Origin of the sequence: Erwinia sp. 9145 (assembly GCF_000745075.1) — a bacterium.
In the GTDB taxonomy this organism is placed as follows: Bacteria; Pseudomonadota; Gammaproteobacteria; order Enterobacterales; family Enterobacteriaceae; genus Erwinia; species Erwinia oleae.
This window is the reverse complement of record NZ_JQNE01000001.1, coordinates 3,791,778-3,810,897: the sequence shown is the minus strand read 5'-3', so window position 1 is coordinate 3,810,897 and position 19,120 is coordinate 3,791,778. Positions and strand designations below refer to the sequence as shown.

General features: G+C 61.1%; 18 protein-coding genes. 8 read left to right on the top strand and 10 right to left on the bottom strand.

Annotation, left to right across the window (positions count from 1 at the left end):
- Positions 1-6 precede the first annotated feature (6 nt).
- The 6 genes from FA91_RS17940 to FA91_RS17915 all read left to right on the top strand — a co-directional run bounded on the left by FA91_RS17940 (position 7) and on the right by FA91_RS17915 (position 6,161).
- Positions 7-951, top strand: coding sequence for an ABC transporter permease (locus tag FA91_RS17940; protein WP_034917981.1), 945 nt, complete (start codon positions 7-9; stop codon positions 949-951).
- Positions 948-1,802: an ABC transporter permease gene (locus FA91_RS17935; protein ID WP_034917978.1), complete on the top strand. Its 855-nt coding sequence runs from the start codon at positions 948-950 to the stop codon at positions 1,800-1,802. Before FA91_RS17940 ends, FA91_RS17935 begins: the two co-directional genes overlap by 4 nt.
- Entirely contained in the window at positions 1,799-3,421 is a 1,623-nt protein-coding gene (locus FA91_RS17930; RefSeq protein ID WP_034917976.1) for an ABC transporter ATP-binding protein, read from the top strand. The genes FA91_RS17935 and FA91_RS17930 overlap by 4 nt, the downstream gene beginning before the upstream one ends.
- The gene (locus tag FA91_RS17925) at positions 3,421-4,425 is read left to right on the top strand and encodes a putative FMN-dependent luciferase-like monooxygenase (protein WP_034917975.1); all 1,005 of its coding nucleotides are present in this window, start codon (positions 3,421-3,423) and stop codon (positions 4,423-4,425) included. The genes FA91_RS17930 and FA91_RS17925 overlap by 1 nt, the downstream gene beginning before the upstream one ends.
- Complete coding sequence (locus FA91_RS17920) at positions 4,425-5,519, top strand: alkylhydroperoxidase domain protein (protein WP_034917972.1); 1,095 nt, start codon at positions 4,425-4,427, stop codon at positions 5,517-5,519. The genes FA91_RS17925 and FA91_RS17920 overlap by 1 nt, the downstream gene beginning before the upstream one ends.
- Before the next feature lie 135 nt (positions 5,520-5,654).
- Entirely contained in the window at positions 5,655-6,161 is a 507-nt protein-coding gene (locus FA91_RS17915) for a sterol desaturase family protein (protein WP_034917969.1), read from the top strand.
- A gap of 13 nt (positions 6,162-6,174) precedes the next feature.
- Here the strand turns inward: FA91_RS17915 and FA91_RS17910 are convergent, their stop codons facing one another.
- From FA91_RS17910 to FA91_RS17875, 8 genes are all read right to left on the bottom strand, one after another.
- On the bottom strand, positions 6,175-7,359 hold the full coding sequence (locus tag FA91_RS17910; protein WP_156103099.1) for an MFS transporter: 1,185 nt from the start codon (positions 7,357-7,359) through the stop codon (positions 6,175-6,177).
- Positions 7,360-7,417: 58 nt separating this feature from the next.
- Entirely contained in the window at positions 7,418-8,341 is a 924-nt protein-coding gene (gene crtB / locus FA91_RS17905; RefSeq protein WP_034917967.1) for a 15-cis-phytoene synthase CrtB, read from the bottom strand.
- Complete coding sequence (locus tag FA91_RS17900; protein WP_034917965.1) at positions 8,338-9,816, bottom strand: phytoene desaturase; 1,479 nt, start codon at positions 9,814-9,816, stop codon at positions 8,338-8,340. The genes crtB and FA91_RS17900 overlap by 4 nt, the downstream gene beginning before the upstream one ends.
- Complete coding sequence (crtY, locus tag FA91_RS17895) at positions 9,817-10,980, bottom strand: lycopene beta-cyclase CrtY (RefSeq protein ID WP_034917964.1); 1,164 nt, start codon at positions 10,978-10,980, stop codon at positions 9,817-9,819.
- Positions 10,977-12,248 (bottom strand): glycosyltransferase, encoded by a 1,272-nt coding sequence (locus FA91_RS17890; RefSeq protein ID WP_034917962.1) that lies wholly within the window; start codon positions 12,246-12,248, stop codon positions 10,977-10,979. Before FA91_RS17890 ends, crtY begins: the two co-directional genes overlap by 4 nt.
- Positions 12,245-13,288, bottom strand: a complete 1,044-nt coding sequence (fni, locus tag FA91_RS17885) for a type 2 isopentenyl-diphosphate Delta-isomerase (RefSeq protein WP_034917961.1) — start codon at positions 13,286-13,288, stop codon at positions 12,245-12,247. Before fni ends, FA91_RS17890 begins: the two co-directional genes overlap by 4 nt.
- Before the next feature lie 27 nt (positions 13,289-13,315).
- Entirely contained in the window at positions 13,316-14,221 is a 906-nt protein-coding gene (locus tag FA91_RS17880; protein WP_034917960.1) for a polyprenyl synthetase family protein, read from the bottom strand.
- 175 nt (positions 14,222-14,396) lie between these two features.
- Positions 14,397-14,951, bottom strand: coding sequence for a YtfJ family protein (locus FA91_RS17875; RefSeq protein ID WP_034917959.1), 555 nt, complete (start codon positions 14,949-14,951; stop codon positions 14,397-14,399).
- 126 nt (positions 14,952-15,077) lie between these two features.
- On the opposite strand from FA91_RS17875, the gene FA91_RS17870 reads away from it, so the two are divergent.
- A complete protein-coding gene (locus FA91_RS17870; RefSeq protein WP_034917958.1) occupies positions 15,078-15,575 on the top strand; it encodes an RcnB family protein in 498 nt (165 codons plus the stop codon).
- 32 nt (positions 15,576-15,607) lie between these two features.
- Here FA91_RS17870 and FA91_RS17865 read toward each other — a convergent pair whose 3' ends face one another.
- Both FA91_RS17865 and FA91_RS17860 read right to left on the bottom strand, forming a co-directional pair.
- Positions 15,608-15,931: a cupin domain-containing protein gene (locus FA91_RS17865; RefSeq protein WP_034917956.1), complete on the bottom strand. Its 324-nt coding sequence runs from the start codon at positions 15,929-15,931 to the stop codon at positions 15,608-15,610.
- 22 nt (positions 15,932-15,953) lie between these two features.
- On the bottom strand, positions 15,954-17,120 hold the full coding sequence (locus tag FA91_RS17860) for an oligogalacturonate lyase family protein (RefSeq protein ID WP_034917954.1): 1,167 nt from the start codon (positions 17,118-17,120) through the stop codon (positions 15,954-15,956).
- 397 nt (positions 17,121-17,517) lie between these two features.
- Here FA91_RS17860 and FA91_RS17855 point away from each other — a divergent pair, with 397 nt between their 5' ends.
- On the top strand, positions 17,518-19,080 hold the full coding sequence (locus tag FA91_RS17855) for an MFS transporter (RefSeq protein ID WP_051937284.1): 1,563 nt from the start codon (positions 17,518-17,520) through the stop codon (positions 19,078-19,080).
- Positions 19,081-19,120 lie beyond the last annotated feature (40 nt).

The following is a 19,120-nucleotide window of genomic DNA, read 5'->3' as shown; positions in this document are numbered from 1 at the left end:
TACGCCATGCGAGATTATCTGCTGCATCGCACCGGCACAGGCCTGCTGGTGCTGTGGGCCGCGTTTACGCTCTCTTTTGTACTTCTTCAGGTGCTGCCCGGCGACGCGGTGCTGATCAAATTTCAGAACCCCGACCTCGGGCTCAGCCCGCAGCAAATTGCCGAAATGCGCCAGAGTTACGGCGCGGACAGCCCGCTCTGGCAGCAGTACGTCCACACGCTGGGGGCGATGCTCAGGGGCGATTTCGGCTATTCGGTGCAGGCGGGCGTGCCGGTCAGCGAGCAGTTAAAAAGCAACCTGCCGGGCACGCTGCTTCTGGCGCTGTTCGGCTTTGTGCTGGCAACGGCGCTGGCGTTTGCGCTGGCGTCGCTCGCTCGTCTGCCCGCGCTGCGCCCGCTGCGTTCTCTGCTGCAATCGGCGCCAGCCCTGTTCATTTCCATCCCCACCTTCTGGCTCGGCATCGCGCTGATCCAGATCTTCTCCTTTCAACTGCGCTGGATCCCGGTGATCAATCCCTCGCCCTGGCAGGGCATGATCCTGCCGGTGGTGACGGTCGCGATCCCGATTTCCGCACCGCTGGCGCAGATCCTGCTGCGCAGTATTGATGAGGTGGCGACACAGCCCTTTGTGGCCGTCGCCCGCGCCAAAGGCGCAAGCGAAACCCGCGTGCTCTGGCGGCACGTACTGCGCAATGCCATGCTGCCGGTGCTGACCATTGCCGGCCTGCTGTTAGGCGAACTGATCGCCGGTGCGCTGATTACCGAAACGGTATTCGGCCTTGGCGGCCTGGGGCAACTGACGCAGCAGGCGGTGAATAACCAGGACGTGGCGGTGCTTCAGGCGGTGGTGATGATCTCCGCGCTGGGCTTTGTGCTGATCAACCTGCTGGTCGATCTGCTGATGCCGCTGTTCGACCCGCGCCTGCAACATGTTACCGGAGGAAGCCTGTGAGCCTTGTCGATTATGCCGCGGCCCGACGCACGTCGCCCGCCTCACGCACCCGGTTCCGGCGTATACAACCGGGACTGTGGCTTGCCTGGCTGGTCATTATCGTCGCCGTGGCGGCGGCCATTGCGCCCTGGCTGTTTACCGATTACAGCGCGACGGAAGGCACCGCCGGCGCGCAGCGGCTTGCGCCGCAGGCTGGCCACTGGCTGGGCACCGATCAGCTGGGACGCGATCTGTTCGCCCGCATTGTATTCGGCGCATCCCACTCGTTGTCTGCTGCGCTGGCGGCGGTGGCGATGGGGCTGATTATCGGCACGGCATTCGGCCTGCTGGCCGGTGCGCTGGGCGGCAGAACGGAGACGCTGATTATGCGTGCCGTGGACGTGCTGCTGGCTATTCCTTCGCTGCTTTTATCACTCAGCATGCTGATCCTGCTGGGTTTCGGGACGCTGAACGCCGCGCTGGCGGTCGGCATCGCCTCCGTCGCCAGCTTTGCGCGCCTCACGCGGGGCGAGGTGGTGCGCATTCGCTGTAGCGACTACGTGGAGGCCGCGTTCGGCAGCGGCGGCACCTTCTTTGCCGTACTGCGCCGCCACATTCTGCCCAATATCACCACGCCGGTGATTGCCTTTGCCGCCTTGCAGTTTGGCCAGGCGATTCTGGCGCTCTCCACGCTGAGCTTTCTCGGCTACGGCACGCCGCCGCCCACGCCGGAGTGGGGGTTACTGATCGCAGAGGGACGCAACTATCTCTCAACGGCCTGGTGGCTGACCACTTTTCCCGGCGTCGTGGTGATCGCGGTGGTGCTGGCCGCCAATCGTATCAGTTATCAACTGTCAGGAGGACGCCCATGAACGCATTTGCTGAACCGCTGCTGGCGGTGAAAAATCTCAGTCTGAGCTACCGTAGCGGACAGGCGTGGCGCCAGGTGGTGCATAACGTCAGTTTTACACTGCGGGCGGGAGAAATGGTGGCGCTGGTCGGCGAGTCCGGGTCGGGTAAAACCACCGTGGCGCAGGCGATTATCGGGCTGCTGGCGGAGAATGGTCGGCGCGATGGCGGAAGTATTCTGCTCAACGGCAGCGATATTGCCGCCTGGTCGCAGAAGCGTCTTGACGCGCTACGCGGCGCCCGTATCAGTCTGGTGCCGCAGGATCCGGGGAACTCGCTCAATCCGGTAAAAACGATCGGCGCGCAGGTTGAGGAGGTGTTACGCCTGCACACGCGGCTCAACCCGCAGGCGCGGCGCGAGCGGGTGGTGGCGTTACTGACGCGCGTGGGCCTGAGCCATCCCGGGCAGCGTGTTGATCAATATCCGCACCAGCTTTCCGGCGGCATGAAGCAGCGCGTGCTGATTGCCATCGCCCTTGCGTTACAGCCCGATATTATTATCGCCGACGAGCCGACCTCGGCGCTGGACGTTACGGTACAGAAGCGCATTCTCGATCAGCTTGACACGCTGCGTCGTGAAAGCGGAACGGCGGTGCTGTTTGTCACGCACGACCTGGCGCTGGCCGCCGAACGCGCGGACCGGATCATCGTTTTTCGCCACGGCGAAATCCAGGAAGCGGGCGCGACTGCACAGATGATCGGCGCGCCGCAGCATGCCTATACGCGTCAGCTTTTACAGGACGCGGCGCCGCGACCGCGCAGGAGGGAAATCTTACGCAGCAGGCGCGACGCTCCCCCGATTATTCAGGTTCGCGACGTCAGCAAGCAGTTTACCCTGGGTAAACGTGCGCGCTTTCAGGCGCTGAACGGCGTCAGCTTTCAGATGCAGCAGGCCACCACGCACGCGCTGGTGGGTGAATCCGGTTCCGGCAAAACTACCCTGGCGCGTATTCTGGTGGGATTTGAGCAGGCCGACAGCGGCAGCGTAACGTTCAATGGTCAGCACATCAGCGGCCTGCGCGGCGAGGCGCAGCGGCAGCTGCGTCGACGAATTCAGTTTGTTTATCAGAATCCTTTCGCCTCGCTCGATCCGCGCCAGACGCTGTACGAAATCATCGAAGAACCGCTACGCAACTTCGAACGCATCAATGCCGCCGAGCGGCGCTCGCGAGTTGAGGCGGTCACGCGTCGCGTTGCGCTGCCCCTGGACATTCTTGCGCGCAGCGCGCGCGAACTCTCCGGCGGGCAACGGCAGCGCGTGGCGCTGGCGCGGGCGCTGATTCTGGCACCGTCGGTTCTGGTGCTGGACGAAGCGACCTCCGCGCTCGACGTCACGGTACAGGCGCAGATCCTCTCGCTGCTGCAACAGCTGCAACAGGAACTGGGGCTGACCTATCTGTTTATCACGCACGACCTGGCGACGGTCAGGCAGATTGCCGACAGCGTGACGGTACTGCGCGCCGGGGAAGTCGTGGAGCAGGGCGAGGTTGCGACGCTGTTCGCGGCGCCGCAGCAGCCCTACACCCGCGAACTGATCGCCGCCATCCCTGAATTTTCGCTGCCCATACAGGAGACAGCCTGATGACCACACGCATCAGTTTTTTTACACGACTGCTGGAAAAAGTCCCGGCGCAGGCGCGCTATCGACTGGCAACCGAGCAGATTCAGCATGCGGAGCGGCTGGGCTTTGATACGGCCTGGATTGCCCAGCATCATTTTCATGAGCACGAAGGCGGTCTGCCTTCGCCACTGCTGTTGCTCGCGCATGCGGCGGCGTTGACTTCACGTATCCGGCTCGGCACGGCGATCATCACGCTGCCGATGGAAAACGCGCTGCGCGTGGCAGAGGACGCTGCGGTACTGGATCTGCTGGCTGACGGACGGCTGGAAGTGGGGCTGGGTTCCGGCGGCACGCCTGCCTCGTTTTTGCCGTTCGGGCTCACCTTTGAGCGCCGCGCAGAAGCGTTCGCTGACAATCTGCATACGCTGCTCAGCGCCTGGCGTGGCGATTCGCTGGCACATCCCGACAACCATCTTTACCCTGCCGCGCCAACGCTGCCGCAGCGGGTGTGGATCGCCACCTTTTCAGCGGAGGGCGCGGCGCGGGCCGGTCAGGCAGGACACGGGTTGATGCTGTCACGCACGCAGCCGCGGCCGCCGGGGCAGCCCGATCTGCCGCTGGATGCCATCCAGAATCCGCTGATTGATGCTTATCTGGCCGCGCTGCCGAAGGGCGTGGCGCCGCGCGTGCTCGCGTCGCGTACCGCTTTCGTGGCGGATTCACAGGCGTATGCGCGCCGCGTGGCGGAGCCTGGTCTGCGTCAGCAGGCTGCGCAGTATCGCGCGTCGGGCCATGAACTGCGCGGCGAAACGCTGGACGACCTGTTTGGTCAGTTCGATGCCCACGTTGGCGATGCGGAGCAGGTAAAAGCCTCGCTGGCGCGGGACAGCGTGCTGCAACGCGTTACCGAAATCTCTTTCCAGGTGCATTCCGTAGAACCGTCCCATGAAGAGACGCTCCGTTCCATCGAACTGATTGGCGAAAAGATTGCGCCGGTGCTGCGATCCATTAACAGGAGATCATAATGACTTACCCGACGGATTTACTGGCTGAACTGGCGGATATCGATCCCGCTTCGGAACTGGCCAGCGCGCGCGCAACGCGTGACGCCGCGACCCGACACGCTCAGGGCAGCCATGACGTGCTGTTTGGTCAGGACGATGACGACTTTCCGCTGAGCGAGCGTATCGCGCTGGCGGCAAAGGTGGCGGAATGGCACGGTCAGCCCGCGTTACATTCGCACTATGCCCATCATGCGCAGCCGGTGAGCGCCTCACCGCGCAGCGAGGCGGCGCAGGCGTTTGCCCATCTCCTGACCTTTGAACCGGTCGCGGCGACGCCTGACGCGATCGGGCGGCTTCGTGAGGCGGGCTGGAGCGAGCGCGGCGTGGTGACGCTGGCGCAACTGGTGGCCTTTGTCAGCTTCCAGAGCCGTCTGCTGGCGGGACTGCGCCTGTTACAGGGGAACAACGCCGACGGCCGCGCGCCGGAGGTCACGGCGGGCCGCTGGCACACCGCGCCGCAAACCGCAGAGGGCAAAACCGCGCCGGTGAGATTCACCCGCGAGGAGCTTGGCTGGGAACCCTGGCTGGCGGCAAAACCGCTGGCGGCGTTTTCGACAGACGAACAGGCGACGCTGGCGCGTTTCGGTCATACGGATTCTGACTATTTCCGCCTGCTCGGGCGCAATCTGCCGTTGCTGGAACAGCGCACGCTGACCGACAAGGGCATTTTTTACACCACGGGCGGGCTGCCGCGCGCCGAACGCGAGCTGGCGGCGACGGTAGCCAGTAAAGTGAACGGCTGCATCTACTGCGCGTCGGTACACGCCCGTAAAGCGGGCCAGCTGTCGAAAAACGAGACGGCGATAGAGAATCTGCTCAACGTCCAGCCCGGCGCCTCGCTATCGCAGCACCAGTCGCCGCGTTGGGCGGCGGTGATCGCCCTGGCCGCCTCGCTGTCAGTCACGCCGCCCGCGCCGACGCAAAAGCAGGTTAGCGATCTGCGGGCTGAAGGGCTGGAAACGCTTGATTTACTGGATCTGATCCAGTCGGCAGCGTTCTTCGCCTGGGCCAACCGGCTGATGCTCACGCTGGGCGAACCGTTTGAGCGCGGTTAACGCTCGTTCGTCGTCCGTATCGTGAGCAGGCGATATCAACCGCCAGAGAGGCTGGCGCCGCGTCCGTGGGTTCTGTAAACCGGAACTTCGCTGAATCTGCGCTAAGCTTAATGCTCTCTCATAAGGCGGATGATAATGCTTATATTTTACAACGCGCTCATCGTACTGGTGACCATTATCGGCATGGAAATTATTGCGGCGCTGGCGCATAAGTATCTGATGCACGGGTGGGGATGGGGCTGGCACCGTTCCCACCACGAACCGCGGCACGGCGCGCTGGAGGTCAATGACCTTTATGCGGCGGTGTTTGCGGTGCTGGCGATTGCGCTAATCTGGTTTGGCACCGAAGGCGTCTGGCCGTTGCAGTGGATCGGAGCCGGAATGACGGCCTACGGTGCGCTCTACTTTATGGTGCACGACGGACTGGTACATCAGCGCTGGCCGTTTCGCTATATTCCCCGCCGTGGCTACCTGAAACGCCTGTATATGGCGCATCGCCTGCATCATGCGGTGCGCGGTAAAGAGGGCTGCGTCTCCTTTGGCTTTCTCTACGCGCCGCCGGTAGCGAAGCTGCAAAAAACGCTGCGTGAGCGCCACGGCCGTCCGGGTAAAGCAGCCGCTTCAGACCGGCAGGCGCGTTAAGGCGCTGCCGGGCCTAATGCGCCTGTTTGCGGTGGTACTCTTTTTGGCGACCTGCGTGGCGCGCGGTAATGGCGAAGACCAGCAGGCCCGCCATGCCCAGTATGACGCCAACCCACGCGGTCGCAAGCCAGCCAAAGCCCAGCGTAACCGCCACGCCTCCCAGCCAGGCGCCCATGGCATTCGCAATGTTCAGCGCGGAGTGGTTCATGGCGGCGGCCAGGGTCTGCGCATCGTCAGCAACGTCCATCAGGCGAATTTGCAGCGAAGGGAGTAACACTGACGACGTACCGAGAAGAAACGTAGCCAGTAACCCTGTGGATACCTGCTGCGCCAGCAACGGGAAGAGGGCCATCACCAGCACGTTCCACAGCAAAGTGCCGCCAATCACGCGCAGCACCCGGCCGTCAGCGAGACGTCCGCCCACCAGATTGCCGACAATCATGCCCAGGCCAAATGCCGCCATCGCCCACGGAATAAGGCGGGCGGACATACCGGCAACGTTCATCAACGTCGGCGCAATATAGCTGAATATGGCAAACATACCGCCAAAGCCCACCGCGCCCACTAACAGCGTCAACATGACCTGAGGATTTTTGAGCGCGCTCAGTTCACGTAACGGATGGGCGTCGGGATTGCCTGGCGCGTGAGGAACAAAACGGATAATGAGCAGACAGGTCAGCAGGCCGATGGCGCCCACGAAGGCAAACACCACATGCCAGTTAAACAGTTGACCAATCCACGAGCCGAAGGGCACGCCAATCAGGGTAGCGATGGTTAAACCCAGCATCAGCGACGCCAGCGCCCGCCCGCGTTTTTCGGTGGGTACCAGCGAGGCCGCCGCGAGCGCGGCCACGCCGAAATAGGCGCCGTGCGGCAGACCAGTCAGAAAGCGCGCAACAATCAGGCCGGGGTAACTGTTGACGAGCGCGCTGGCGACGTTGCCTGCGCTGAACACGGCCATCAGCGTCAGCAGCAGGGTTTTACGCGCCATCCGCGCGGCCAGCACCGCGATCACCGGCGCGCCGACCACCACGCCCAGGGCATAGCTCGCAATAGCGTTGCCCGCTTCTGGCTCGGTGATGGACAACGAGCGCGACACATCCGGGAGCAAACCCATCATGATAAACTCACCCGTGCCGATGCCAAATCCCCCTAAGGCCAGCGCCAGCAGCGCCCAGCGAACGACATTATCGTTCATGGTTTCTTTCGTGTTTCTTTGCAAAATATTTTCCGGTGGTGTGAGCGAAGCTGTTTTTTCAACGTGGACGCTGCCAGAGCGTGGCAGGGCGCGGCGGCGTCCTCGCCATCCGTGAGGTCACGGCCTGACCCGCGCCGCGCATCAGCAGCAGCAGTTTCTCGGGCTTACTGGTTCCCTGGCGGCGGGCCCAGGCGTTTTCCCCGGCGTGATGAACCTTGACGCCGATTTCACGATAGACGCCGCGCGCCGTGGCGATAGCCCAGGCAGAACGCAGCGGCAAACCCGCCAGCCCCGCCTGCGCAGAATGATAATAGGGTTCGGCTTCGCGGAGAAGCCGCGCCGCCACCTGCGCCAGCGCGGCACGGTGCGGCGGCGCCGCATAATTTTCCCGGTTCAGGCCCGCTTCACCCAGCCACTGCTCAGGCAGATAGCAGCGCCCGGCTTCGGCGTCCTCGACAATATCGCGCGCGATATTCGTCAGCTGAAATGCCAGCCCCAAATCGCAGGCGCGATCCAGCACCGCGCCATCGCGAACGCCCATCACCTGCGCCATCATCAGCCCGACCACGCCGGCCACGTGATAGCAGTAGCGCAACGTATCGTCGAGGGTGAAATAGGATTCATTGCGCACGTCCATCGCATAGCCCTCCAGATGATCGAACGCCTGCTGCGCCGGAATGGCATGGGCCAGCGCCACCTCCTGAAACGCCGCGAAGGCCGGTTCAGCCATTGGTTCGCCCTTAAAGGCGCGTTCGGTCTGCGTGCGCAGCGCAGCCAGCCGCTGCACGGGCGAGCCGGGCTGCGCGTCGGCGGCAAAACCCAGCGCCTGGCCGTCGATCACATCGTCACAGTGGCGGCACCAGGCATAGAGCATCAGCGCGCTGCGCCGCGTCTGCGCGTCAAAAAGCTTTGCGGCGGTATTAAAGCTTTTTGATCCCGCCGCCATGGTCTGCGTGGCGTGATCCATCAGCGGCTGATTCATGCCAGATCCTCCAGCATCAGGCCGGCGGTGGCTTTGGCCGAGCCGATAACGCCAGGGATGCCCGCGCCCGGATGGGTGCCTGCGCCAACCAGATAAAGATTTCTGATCTGCGCGTCGCGATTGTGCGGGCGAAACCAGGCGCTCTGGCGCAGGATCGGCTCAATGGAGAAGGCCGAGCCATGATGCGCGCCCAGCTCGTCGCGGAAATCAAACGGCGTAAACATGCGATGAGTGACCAGCTGGCTGCGCAGGCCGGGCATATAGCGCGCCTCCAGATAGTCAAAGATGCGATCGCGCAGGCGCGGGCCTTCGCGATCCCAGTCGATATCGGCCGTGCCCAGATGCGGCACCGGCGCCAGCACGTAATAGCTGCCGCAGCCCGGCGGCGCCAGCGAGGGATCGGTCACGCAGGGCGAATGCAGATAGAGCGAAAAATCGTCAGCCAGCACGTTGCTGTTAAAAATGTCATCAATCAGCGCCTTGTAGCGCGCGCCAAAGCAGACCGTATGGTGCGCCAGCTGACTGTGATGATGATTCAGGCCGAAGTAGAGCACAAACAACGAGTTACTCATTCTTTTACGCTTCAGCGACGCGCCCTGCGCTGCGCCGCGCGGGTGATGGCCGAGCAGCTTATCGTAGGTGTGCACCACATCCGCATTAGACGCAACGGCGGGCGTATCGATATGACGACCGTCCGTCAGATGAACGGCGCTGATCCGGTCGCCCGTGGTTTCCAGCCGGGCGACGCTGGCGTTCAGTTCGATTTTGCCGCCCAGATCCTCAAACAGTTTCACCATGCCCTGCACCAGCGCGCCGGTGCCGCCGCGTGGAAACCAGACGCCCCATTCACGCTCCAGCGCGTGGATCAGCGTATAGATGGAGGAGGTGGAGAACGGATTACCGCCCACCAGCAGCGAGTGAAATGAGAAGGCCTGACGCAGGTGCTCTTCTTCGATAAATTTCGACACCATGCTATAGACGCTTCGCCATGCCTGAAGTCGGGCAAGCTGCGGCCCGGCGCGCAGCATGTCGCGAAAGGAGAGAAACGGCACCGTGCCGAGCTTCAGATAACCCTCTTTAAATACCGCCCGGGAATAGTCGAGAAAGCGCTGATAGCCCGCCACATCGCGCGGGTTGAACTGTTTGATTTGCGCTTCAAGCTGCGGCTGATCGTTATCATAGTTGAGCACCCTGCCCGACTCCCAGCAGAGGCGGTAAAACGGCTTCACCGGCAGCAGCTCAACGTAGTCGGCCATGCGTTTGCCCGCCAGGGTGAACAGTTCTTCAATGGCGGTGGGATCGGTGATCACCGTCGGCCCGGCATCAAAGGTGAAGCCCTGCTCCTGATAAACGTACGCCCGCCCGCCGGGTTTATCGCGCGCCTCAAGCAGCAGCGTGGGAATGCCCGCCGCCTGAAGCCGGATAGCCAGCGCCAGTCCGCCGAAACCGGCGCCGATAACAATTGTTCTGTTCATTTAAAAGGCTCGCAGCCGGGGAGTGTGTTTAAGCACCGCGCGCAGGGCTTCGCCAACCGGAACCGGCGGCTTACCCGTCAGCACGCGTGCCATATCAAAAAACGTGGGATCGCCGGCATAAAAACGGGCGATCAGTTTGTCGTCAAGCCGGTAAAAGCGCTGCATTACCTGCCAGCGCCGCGATGGCTGCCCGGCCAGAAACAGCATGCGGTTCAACAGTCGAAAGAAGCGCTGCCGCCGCCACTGTCCGGTGGCAAAGCGCTGGATCGCCGTAAACAGCGCATCATGGGTGAGCGAAGGCAGCCCGGCGATATGATCAGCCAGCCGCGCCGCCAGCGGCAGCGAGTAGCCGGTCGTCGGATGAAACAGCGCAGCGCGCAGCCCGCTGCACGGCTGGCCTGCGCGTTGCCGCCAGAAAGCGTCAGGGCGCCCGGCCAGCGTAATCGGCAGGCTGCCCTGTTCCTCACGCTCAAGCGTCTGCAATGACCAGCCCTGTGCGGCGGCATAGTCGGCAATACGCGTGCGCGTTTCATGGCTGTCCAGCGCCGCGCTGTCGATGTAGTGCGTATCCTCAATCAGCAGCGTATCCGCCGAGAGCGGCAGCGTATAGACGAAGCGATAACCCTGCTGCTGGTCGACGGTGGCATCCATCAGGATCGGCCGCGTCAGCCCGTGCGGTGCCGCCAGCCGCCACTGCTGACCAAGAAACGCCTGCCAGCCGACGGTCAGGTGTGCGTCGGGCAGCCAGCCGCGCCCGTCGATCACCGCCCCGGCGGAGAAAACGGTGCCATCCGCCAGGTGCACATGCTGCGGCGTGATCCCGGCGATATCGCGTTGGGTCAGCAGGTGTTCGCCCAGCGCCTGCTCGATCGCGTCCGCGAAGCGTTCGGCGGTGACCGAGAGATAGCCGCCCGGCAGCGTGCGGCGCAGTTGCGGAAAGCGCACGTCGTAGCCGTCCCAGCGGTGCGCCACCAGCGGATCGAGCCAGGCGTGTCGCGCCGGCGGCAGATCGTGCTGATGAAACGACCACGTGTGATTACCGCCGGGGCGTGAACCGCTCTCCAGCAGCAGCACGTTCAGTTCCGGTCGAAGCTGACGCAGGCGCAGCGCAATCAGCCCGTTGGCCAGTCCGCCGCCTGCGAGGATCAGATCCCACTTTGTCACGGCGTCGCCTCCGCCAGCGGCGACGTCGTCGTGCTCAATGCCCGTTCGGTAATGTCGGCAGCCCGCGCCGCGCCGCCTGCCTGCGCAAGCTGCGTCCGGGCGTCCGCCAGGCGCTCACGGCAGCGCCGATCGTGGAGCAAGGCGTCCAGCGTGTGCGCCAGCGTATCGCTGCTGCAAAACCGCGAGACGCGTCGGCCCAGGCCGCTCCAGGCCACGCGCGCCGCCACGCCGGGTTGATCAAAGGCGATGGGCAGGGCGAGGATCGGCGTTTGATGGGCGATGGCGTCGGTAACGGTATTCAGCCCGCCGTGCGTGATCACCGCCTGCGCCTGCGCCAGCACCGCCGGCTGGTCAGCGAAGTCGGTCACCCACCGCGCGCCGCTGGCGTGCAGGCTGTCGGCCTGCGCGGCATCAAGCCCGCCGCAGTGGGCAATCAGCAACTGAAGATCCAGGCGGCGGCAGGCGTGGGCGATGGTTTTAAACAGTTTAAAGCGATGCCCCTGCAAGGTGCCGAGCGAGGCGAACACAAACGGGCGCGATGAGTCGACCGGCCAGCGGGCGTCGCTGGCGCTGCCTGCCCGACGTAGCGGGCCGACGTGGTGGAGATGCTGCTCGCGCCGGGGAAAGTCTAGCGCCGGAATGGTCTGGCTGATCTGCGCCAGCGGCGACAGACAGTCGTGCAGCCCGTCGCGCGGGGCCAGCCCGAAAACGCGCGCGTGCCGGTTGAGCACCCGGCGCTGCCCGCGCATCATCCAGTCATAGACGCGCTGGCTGGAGGCATAAAGCTGCCGCGCACGGTCGCCGGTGTCATAGCTGAACGGCATCACCGGCAGCGGCAGGCCCGGTTCGCGATTGACCGGCAGCGCGCAGGCAACCGAGACGAAAGGGAGGCCCAGCGCATCGGCGACCAGCCCGCCCGCAGGCTCCATCTGATCGACAATCATTCCGTCCACGGCCAGTCTGTTCAGCACGGCAGGCAGTTCACGGCACAGCATGTCGCTGGTGCGCGCCATGTCATCAATCAGCCGGAACAGGGAAAAGCCGCCGGGACTGGCGGCAAGCGCCAGCGTGCGAGCCAGCGAACCGGGCGGGTGCGAGGTTGCGCCTACGGCATGAAAAGCAATGCGCGGGTCGCGCAGGCCGCTTTGCGCATCGGCCTGATGAATAAAGGTGATGCGGTGGCCGCGCGCGATCAGCGTCAGCGCCAGCGCTTCCATCGCGCGCTGATGGCTGAACAGCGGCGGCGCGATCAGCGCATAGTGGCTCACGCTTCGCCTCGCGTGGGTTGCAGCGTCGCATGGCGCAGCGCGGCGAGATCCGCGCTGCCGGTACAGAAGCAGGCGGTGCGTAACTGATCGATAAGCGTCTGGAAACACGCTGTTACCGCCTCTTCAGACGCGCTGGCGCTCGGCAGCACCGCCGCCGCCAGCCCGGCCAGATCCGCACCCAGCGCCAGCGCCTTCGCCACGTCGATGCCGTTTACGATGCCGCCGGAGGCGATCAGCGGCACCTCGGGCAGCGCCTGACGTATCGCGGACAGCGCGTCGGCCGTCGGAATGCCCCAGTCGGCAAACGCCATCGCCACGGCGCGCGCGCGCGGATCGATGGCGCGTTCGCCCTCCACCGCGGCCCAGCTGGTGCCGCCTGCGCCTGCCACGTCGAGCATGGCGACGCCCGCATCCGCCAGCTGACGGGAAACCGGCACCGACAGCCCGGCGCCCACCTCTTTCACCACCACCGGCACGCTAAGCTGCTTAACCAACAGCGCAATAGCGGAAAGAATGCCGCGCCAGTCGCGGTCGCCGCCGTTTTGCAGCGCTTCCTGAAGCGGGTTGAGATGCACTATTAATGCATCGGCGTCGATCATCTCTACGGCGCGGCGCGCATAGTCGAGGCCGTGCGGGCTGCCGATCTGCGCCGCGCCGAGGTTAGCCAGCAGCGGCACGTCCGGCGCGATATCACGCAGCTGGCGGGTCAGGCCGTCATTCACTTTGCTTTCCAGCGCCACCCGCTGCGAACCGACGCCCATCGCCAGCCCCAGCCTCTGGGCCGCAGCCGCCAGATGCAGATTGATATTCGCGGCACGCTGCGCGCCGCCGGTCATTGAGCTTATCAACAGCGGCGCTTTCAGCGGACGACCAAACAGCGAGGTGCTGAGATCGATGTCGTTAAAGTTCAGTTCAGGCAGCGCACAGTGCTCAAAGCGCCAGTGCTGGAATCCGTTACGGGCGCGGCTTACCGCGCGCGCCGGGTTGAGCACGATGTCAAGGTGATCGTTCTTACGCTGAATCAGTTCCGCGTCCTTCATTGACTCTCCGGTGGGTTTAACAGGTTATCAACCGAACGCGGCCAGCTGCGATTCAAACCAGCTGTGCATAAAGTGACGGGTCGCCGCGCCGTGGCGGCAGGCCAGGGTGACATGTTGATCGGCGCTGTGCAGATGTGACCGGAGACGCTGTTGCACCGCTTCCGCGCCCAGCAGCGCCACCAGCGTTGATTTGCCCTCGTCCTGATTGGCGTCTTTGCCGGTGCTGGCGTGGCTGTCCGCCAGATCATCCAGCAGTTGAAACGCCTGGCCCAAATCCTGCGCGAAGCAGCGCAGTTTTTGACGCACTTCCGGCGATGCGCCGGCGGCCAGCGCCGCCATTTGCAGTGCGGCGTCGAACAGCATGCTGGTTTTGAGATCGTTGGTTCTGGCAACGTCTTCCGCACTGCGCGGCGCATGGCCTTCGCTGAGATCCTGAAACTGTCCCTGCACCAGCCCCTGTAGCCCGACCGCGCCGGAAAGTTCCGCCACCGCCTGCGCCCGACAGCCTGCCGGCAAATCTCTGGCGCTGGCCACCAGGCCAAAGGCGTTGCTGAGCAGCGCCACGGCGGCGAGGATGGTCACGTGCTGTCCAAACTGGCGATGAATGGTTGGCCTGCCGCGCCGCAGCAGCGCATTGTCCATGCACGGGATGTCATCAAGCATTAACGAGGCGGCGTGGATCATCTCTATCGCACAGGCGAAATCCAGCAGGCCAGGGTGATGCCGATCACAACCCAGATCGTGAGCGGCCAGCAGCAGCAGCAGTGGACGGATGCGTCGGCCGGGCGCCAGCGTGCCGGCACGCATCGCGGCGCTTACCCGATCCTGCTCATCAACCACGGGCAGAAGCTGGTCGAGCCGCTGATGCAGCGCCTCGCGCAAGGCCAGCAGGTCGCTTTCCGGGTTAACGGATTTTTCGGCGTTGACGATCATGATCACTCTTATTATTTATGCAGGATGAATGAGCGGTGAATTAGCGATGCCGCTTTTGTCAGGACGAACCCGCAGGCTCGTGGAACAGCATCCATTAAGCGTAGAATATTGTCGGAGAATTGCGCCTGCGCCCGGCAAAAAAGCTGGCGCGTATTCAGCAGGATAGTGAAAACCCTTACCGCAGCAGCGTGTTAACCAAAGCAATAACCTCTTGAACCTCGGCCTCTGTCAGCGCGCCGTCTTTGGCGAAGCGGACACGGCCTTCGCGATCCAGCACCACTACCGTCGAGCCGCGCTCCTGAAGCTGCCAGGCGCGACGGACTATCCCGCTGTCATCAATAATAAACTGCGACCACGGCGACGACTGCTTGCTGGATTTCAAACTGGCGCGAACAAATATCGCGCTGCCGGGAATGGCGTCGTCAGTGTTAACGATCAGCGTGGTTTGGTAACCATTGGCAGGGAATTTCGCCGCCTGAATCGCCTCCGCGACCGCGCTGTTCTCCTCTTTCGCCGAAAGACGCCCGGCAAGATGCAGCAAAACCCGGACTTTTCCGCGTAGCTGCGCGCTGTTCCAGGGGCGCGACGTTAGCGTGTTGCCGTTAAAAATCAGCTCACCGGTATCCGTGACGCCGGTGGGCGGAACGCGCTGGCCTGACACAAAGTTGTGTGCCTGTGTACAAAGCGGCATGAAACAAAGCGCGGCGAACAGGCAGAAGCGGGGTGTCATTGTCTCTCCATAGGCAGGCATCGGCAGAAATGTCTCAGAGAAGCCTTGCAGTGAAATAAAATCCGCAGATAATCGTAAAAAGTTGATAAGTTAGCTGCCGGACAGATAAAAATTATTGGAGAAATCATGAGTAAGTCAACGGTCGCCGTTTTTTCAGCACTTTTGTTGGGCGCTTTACCCGTGATGGGAGCGGCATGGGCCGAGGGCGAACAGGCCGTGCCGGCGCCGCAAATCCAGTCGGCGACGCCTGAGCAGCCGGAGCCGGCCGCAGGCGAACAGCAGAGCCAGCCGCAGGTGAGCGGGGAAGGGCAGGAGAGCCCGGCGCCGCAGGGGCAGCAGCCTTCTGCGTCTAACCCTGACGGTGAAACCGCGCCCGCCGTGCCGGGCAAGAAAACCTATGATAAAACCTCTTTCTACGCTGACTTTAAGCATTTCCAGATTGGCGACGTGGTGCCCGATACCTATCGCGTGCCGAAGTACAAAATTTCTGAATGGCAAAAAAGAAAGCTGACGGCGCCAGAGCCGGGCAGCCACTGGACGTATATGGGCGGCGACTATGTGATGATCACCGATGCGGAAGGTAAAATCGTTAAGGTGCTTTCCGGCGATATTATCTACCGTTAACGGCGAGCCGCTCCCGTGCCGGGAGCGGCGGTTTAGCGGAGAAAATCTTCGCGCTGGGGCGTAAAGGTATCCAGTAGCGCCCCCGCCTCAAGGCAGACGCAACCGTGCAGCACGTGCGGTTTCTTATACAGCGTATCGCCCGTCGCCACATCATACGTTTCACCATCAATGGTAAATCTGAAGCGCCCGGACAACACGCAGGTCAGTTGCTCATGCGGATGACTGTGCATGGGCCCAACCGCGCCGGTGTCAAAGCTCACCTCCACCGCCATCATTTTCCCGCCATGCGCCAGTATCCGGCGACGCACGCCGTTGCCTGTGTCTTCCACCGTCGTCATCTCTCTAAAGCAGAACATGTCGTTTTCCTTACAGATTTATTCAGCCGAACAGGTTGTCAGGCAGCCTTGCCAGATAGAGCGCCGGTTGCCCTTCGAAATCAGAGGTGAACAGCACCTGTTTGTTGTCCGGCGTAAAAGAGGGATGCGGATGCGTTACCTGGCGATCGCCGTCGAGCACGCGCCATGAGCTGTGGTGCGCCGCCAACCGCGCCTGCCGTTTTGATTTTGTATCAAAGACATACAGCCATGGATCGTTATCAATGGTATAGCCCTGCGCATCCTGCACGTCCACCGGCGAGCCTGAACCATCGCCAACCAGCAGAGTGCCGTCGTGGTTGCTCATCAGGTGCGAGCAGGCCGGCATGGTCATCATCACCTCGTTATCGCCGCTTGCAGGATCGAACCGACAGATATGGCGCGCCTGCTGCCCTTTAAGGTAGGAGACATAGATCAGCGCGGAACCGTCCGGCACCCAGAATTCGTGGGTGCAGCTTTCGCCTGGCGCATGGCTTTTTACCTTACGCACGTTGCTGCCGTCGTCATCCACCAGCCACATGCGGGCATCCACCAGATCGTGCGGGCCTTCGTGGCAGAAAGCGACGCAGCTGTCGTCGAACGGGCGATAAATTGGATGCCCGAGCCAGACATTGTCCTGATGAACGGTGCGGGTTGTGCCATCGCTTAAATCAACCCGAAGCAGACGACAGCGCGGCTTTTTGGTGTAAAAAGTGTGGAAAATCGACCAGTCGGTGAGCGGCTCCCAGTCTTCGCGGTCAATCTCAATACCGACCAGATGCGTACAGGCGCTGTTTGCCACCCAGGTGCCGTAGCCTGTCCACTCGTCCGGCACGCGGTAGACCAGCGTTTCACTGTAGTCCGTCAGATCAACCTTTCTCAGTTCACGCTCATTTTTCACGTAGTACAGATAGCGATCGTCCGGTGAAAGGAAGCCTCCAAAGGTGTTATCGCCCGCCCCTTCCGTGAGCTGCGTTGCCTGCTGGCGGGGAATATCCAGCAGGTAGTAGTTGCGCTGCCCGCTGAACTCTGCGGCGAAAAGCAGCCGGTTGCCGCAGCGCGTGAAGCATTTTTGGTAGAAATAGTTGCGGTGACACAGCACATCCGTAGGGGTAAGGCGCGTGACCTCTGCGCCTGTTCCCACATCTTTATAATGATGAAAATGGAGAGTGATAATCGATCCCTTTGCCATCATGATCTCCCTGATTACACGATTATGAAAAAAATGTTAATTTAATACACACAGAAACAACGTTTTAAAAACTAAGAAACAGTGTACCGATTTTAAATGAGAATGGATTTTTATTTTTATTAATTATGTGATTCTTTTCGCATAAATATAATGTACCTGCTGCATGACTTTCAGTTTTCAGACTCTTTCTTGAAATAAAAATAGATTTAATCCTTTGATTTGAAGGTTGTTTTATTTAATTAACTTGTTGTTAACGCTGTAACTTATTCCGTTAATAGTTTGTCTTGATTATTTATACGTGATTTCAATCACATTATTGCGCTTGATGTCTATGTATAAACCAATGGTTTTAAAAAAATGAAATATCGTTCTGAATATATATAGGGAACATAATATTATGGCGACAAATACCACATCTGTGGGGCAGGTTCACAAAGTTACGCTGGGGCACCAGTTGGCTTATGGAGGCGGAAATTTATTAGGGAGTGGCGCACTGGCAATTGCCGGCGCATGGCTACTCTATTTTTATACCACCTTTTGCGGGCTGACCTTATTGGAAGCCTCTTTCATCTTTTCAACCGCCAGCATTATTGATGCAATCAGTAACCCGGTAATGGGCTATCTGACCGACAAATTTGGCCATACGCGGCTGGGTAAACGCTTTGGTCGCAGGCGCTTTTTTTTGCTGATTGGCGCACCGTTGATGATGGTCTATCCGCTGCTGTGGGTGGAAGGCTTTGGTTTCTGGTATTACCTCTCAACCTACGTACTTTTTGAGCTGATTTACACTTCGATCATGGTGCCTTATGAAACGCTGGCGACCGAAATGACCGATGATTTTGCCGTGCGTTCAAAGCTCACCGGCTTTAAAGCGATATTCGGAAAAATTGCCAATTTTCTGGCGGCGTTTATTCCCGGACAATTTATTCTTATTTATGGCAAAGACTCCGCGCAGCCCTTTTTCCTGACCGGTCTCAGCTACGGCGTAATCCTTTTTATCGCCATTGGCGTGCTCTGGTTTTATACCTGGGAACGCAAAGAGGCGGCGGCAGACCCCGCGCCACAAAAACAGTCGCTGTGGAGAACGCTGGTATCTCTGGCGCGCGATATGCAGTCCACCTTCTATCTGCGCGTGTTCCGCAAGCATCTGGGGATGTATCTGTTTGGCTTTGGCGCCGAGTGGCTGTTTGCTTCGGTATTTACCTATTATGTGATATTCGTTTTGCAATATGACCCGTCGATCCTGGCCGGCCTCAACAGTTTGAATGCCATCTTGCAGCTCTTTTCCACTGCCGTCTTTATTGGCATCTGTGTAAAAAAAGGCTTCAGTAAGCCCTATATCTGGGCGCTGGCCGTGGTGGTATTCGCCGTCGGCTGTTATTCAATGCTGCATTTCTTCCACTTACCTGTCTATCTCGCCACGCCGATCATCATTGGCATCACCGTGATATTCGGCCTGGGCACGGGCGGCGTTTACTATATCCCCTGGACGGTTTACACCTTCCTGGCGGACGTTGATGAGGTGTTCACCGGTCGCCGTCGCGAAGGTATCTATGCGGGTGCCATGACCTTTTCCGGCAAAATTGTGCGTTCAATCATCGTGTTCGTCATGGGCGCGATCCTCAGCTATTACGGCTTCCAGTCAAAATCTCACACCCAACCCGAGAGCGCGATGGTGGCTATCTCATGGGTCTTTTTCGGCGGCGTGACCGTGCTGGCGCTGATTGCCATGGTCTTCAGCTATCAGATGACGCTGAACCGCAAAACGCATCGGGTCGTGCTGGAAGAAGTGGCTCGTATCAAAGCCGGGGGTGAGATGAGCGCGATCGCCCCGACGTCCAGAGCGATCATAGAGAAGCTGGTGGGCTATCCCTATGAGCAGTGCTGGGGCAACAGCGATATCTGTAAAAAGATGAATTTATCAACAGAGCGCGTTAAAGACGTTATCCAGCCCGTCTGAACAACAGGGAAATCGTCCCGCTCCTGACGGCGCGGGACAG

Bases quoted from the DNA above. Each gene is read 5' to 3' on its own strand.
- crtB (WP_034917967.1), bottom strand. From the start codon at position 8,341: ATGAATCAGCCGCTGATGGATCACGCCACGCAGACCATGGCGGCGGGA.
- FA91_RS17940 (WP_034917981.1), top strand. From the start codon at position 7: ATGCGAGATTATCTGCTGCATCGCACCGGCACAGGCCTGCTGGTGCTG.
- FA91_RS17910 (WP_156103099.1), bottom strand. From the start codon at position 7,359: ATGAACGATAATGTCGTTCGCTGGGCGCTGCTGGCGCTGGCCTTAGGG.
- FA91_RS17855 (WP_051937284.1), top strand. From the start codon at position 17,518: ATGGCGACAAATACCACATCTGTGGGGCAGGTTCACAAAGTTACGCTG.
- FA91_RS17860 (WP_034917954.1), bottom strand. From the start codon at position 17,120: ATGGCAAAGGGATCGATTATCACTCTCCATTTTCATCATTATAAAGAT.
- FA91_RS17915 (WP_034917969.1), top strand. From the start codon at position 5,655: ATGCTTATATTTTACAACGCGCTCATCGTACTGGTGACCATTATCGGC.
- FA91_RS17900 (WP_034917965.1), bottom strand. From the start codon at position 9,816: ATGAACAGAACAATTGTTATCGGCGCCGGTTTCGGCGGACTGGCGCTG.
- FA91_RS17875 (WP_034917959.1), bottom strand. From the start codon at position 14,951: ATGACACCCCGCTTCTGCCTGTTCGCCGCGCTTTGTTTCATGCCGCTT.
- fni (WP_034917961.1), bottom strand. From the start codon at position 13,288: ATGAAGGACGCGGAACTGATTCAGCGTAAGAACGATCACCTTGACATC.
- FA91_RS17920 (WP_034917972.1), top strand. From the start codon at position 4,425: ATGACTTACCCGACGGATTTACTGGCTGAACTGGCGGATATCGATCCC.
- FA91_RS17870 (WP_034917958.1), top strand. From the start codon at position 15,078: ATGAGTAAGTCAACGGTCGCCGTTTTTTCAGCACTTTTGTTGGGCGCT.
- FA91_RS17930 (WP_034917976.1), top strand. From the start codon at position 1,799: ATGAACGCATTTGCTGAACCGCTGCTGGCGGTGAAAAATCTCAGTCTG.
- FA91_RS17880 (WP_034917960.1), bottom strand. From the start codon at position 14,221: ATGATCGTCAACGCCGAAAAATCCGTTAACCCGGAAAGCGACCTGCTG.
- FA91_RS17925 (WP_034917975.1), top strand. From the start codon at position 3,421: ATGACCACACGCATCAGTTTTTTTACACGACTGCTGGAAAAAGTCCCG.
- FA91_RS17865 (WP_034917956.1), bottom strand. From the start codon at position 15,931: ATGTTCTGCTTTAGAGAGATGACGACGGTGGAAGACACAGGCAACGGC.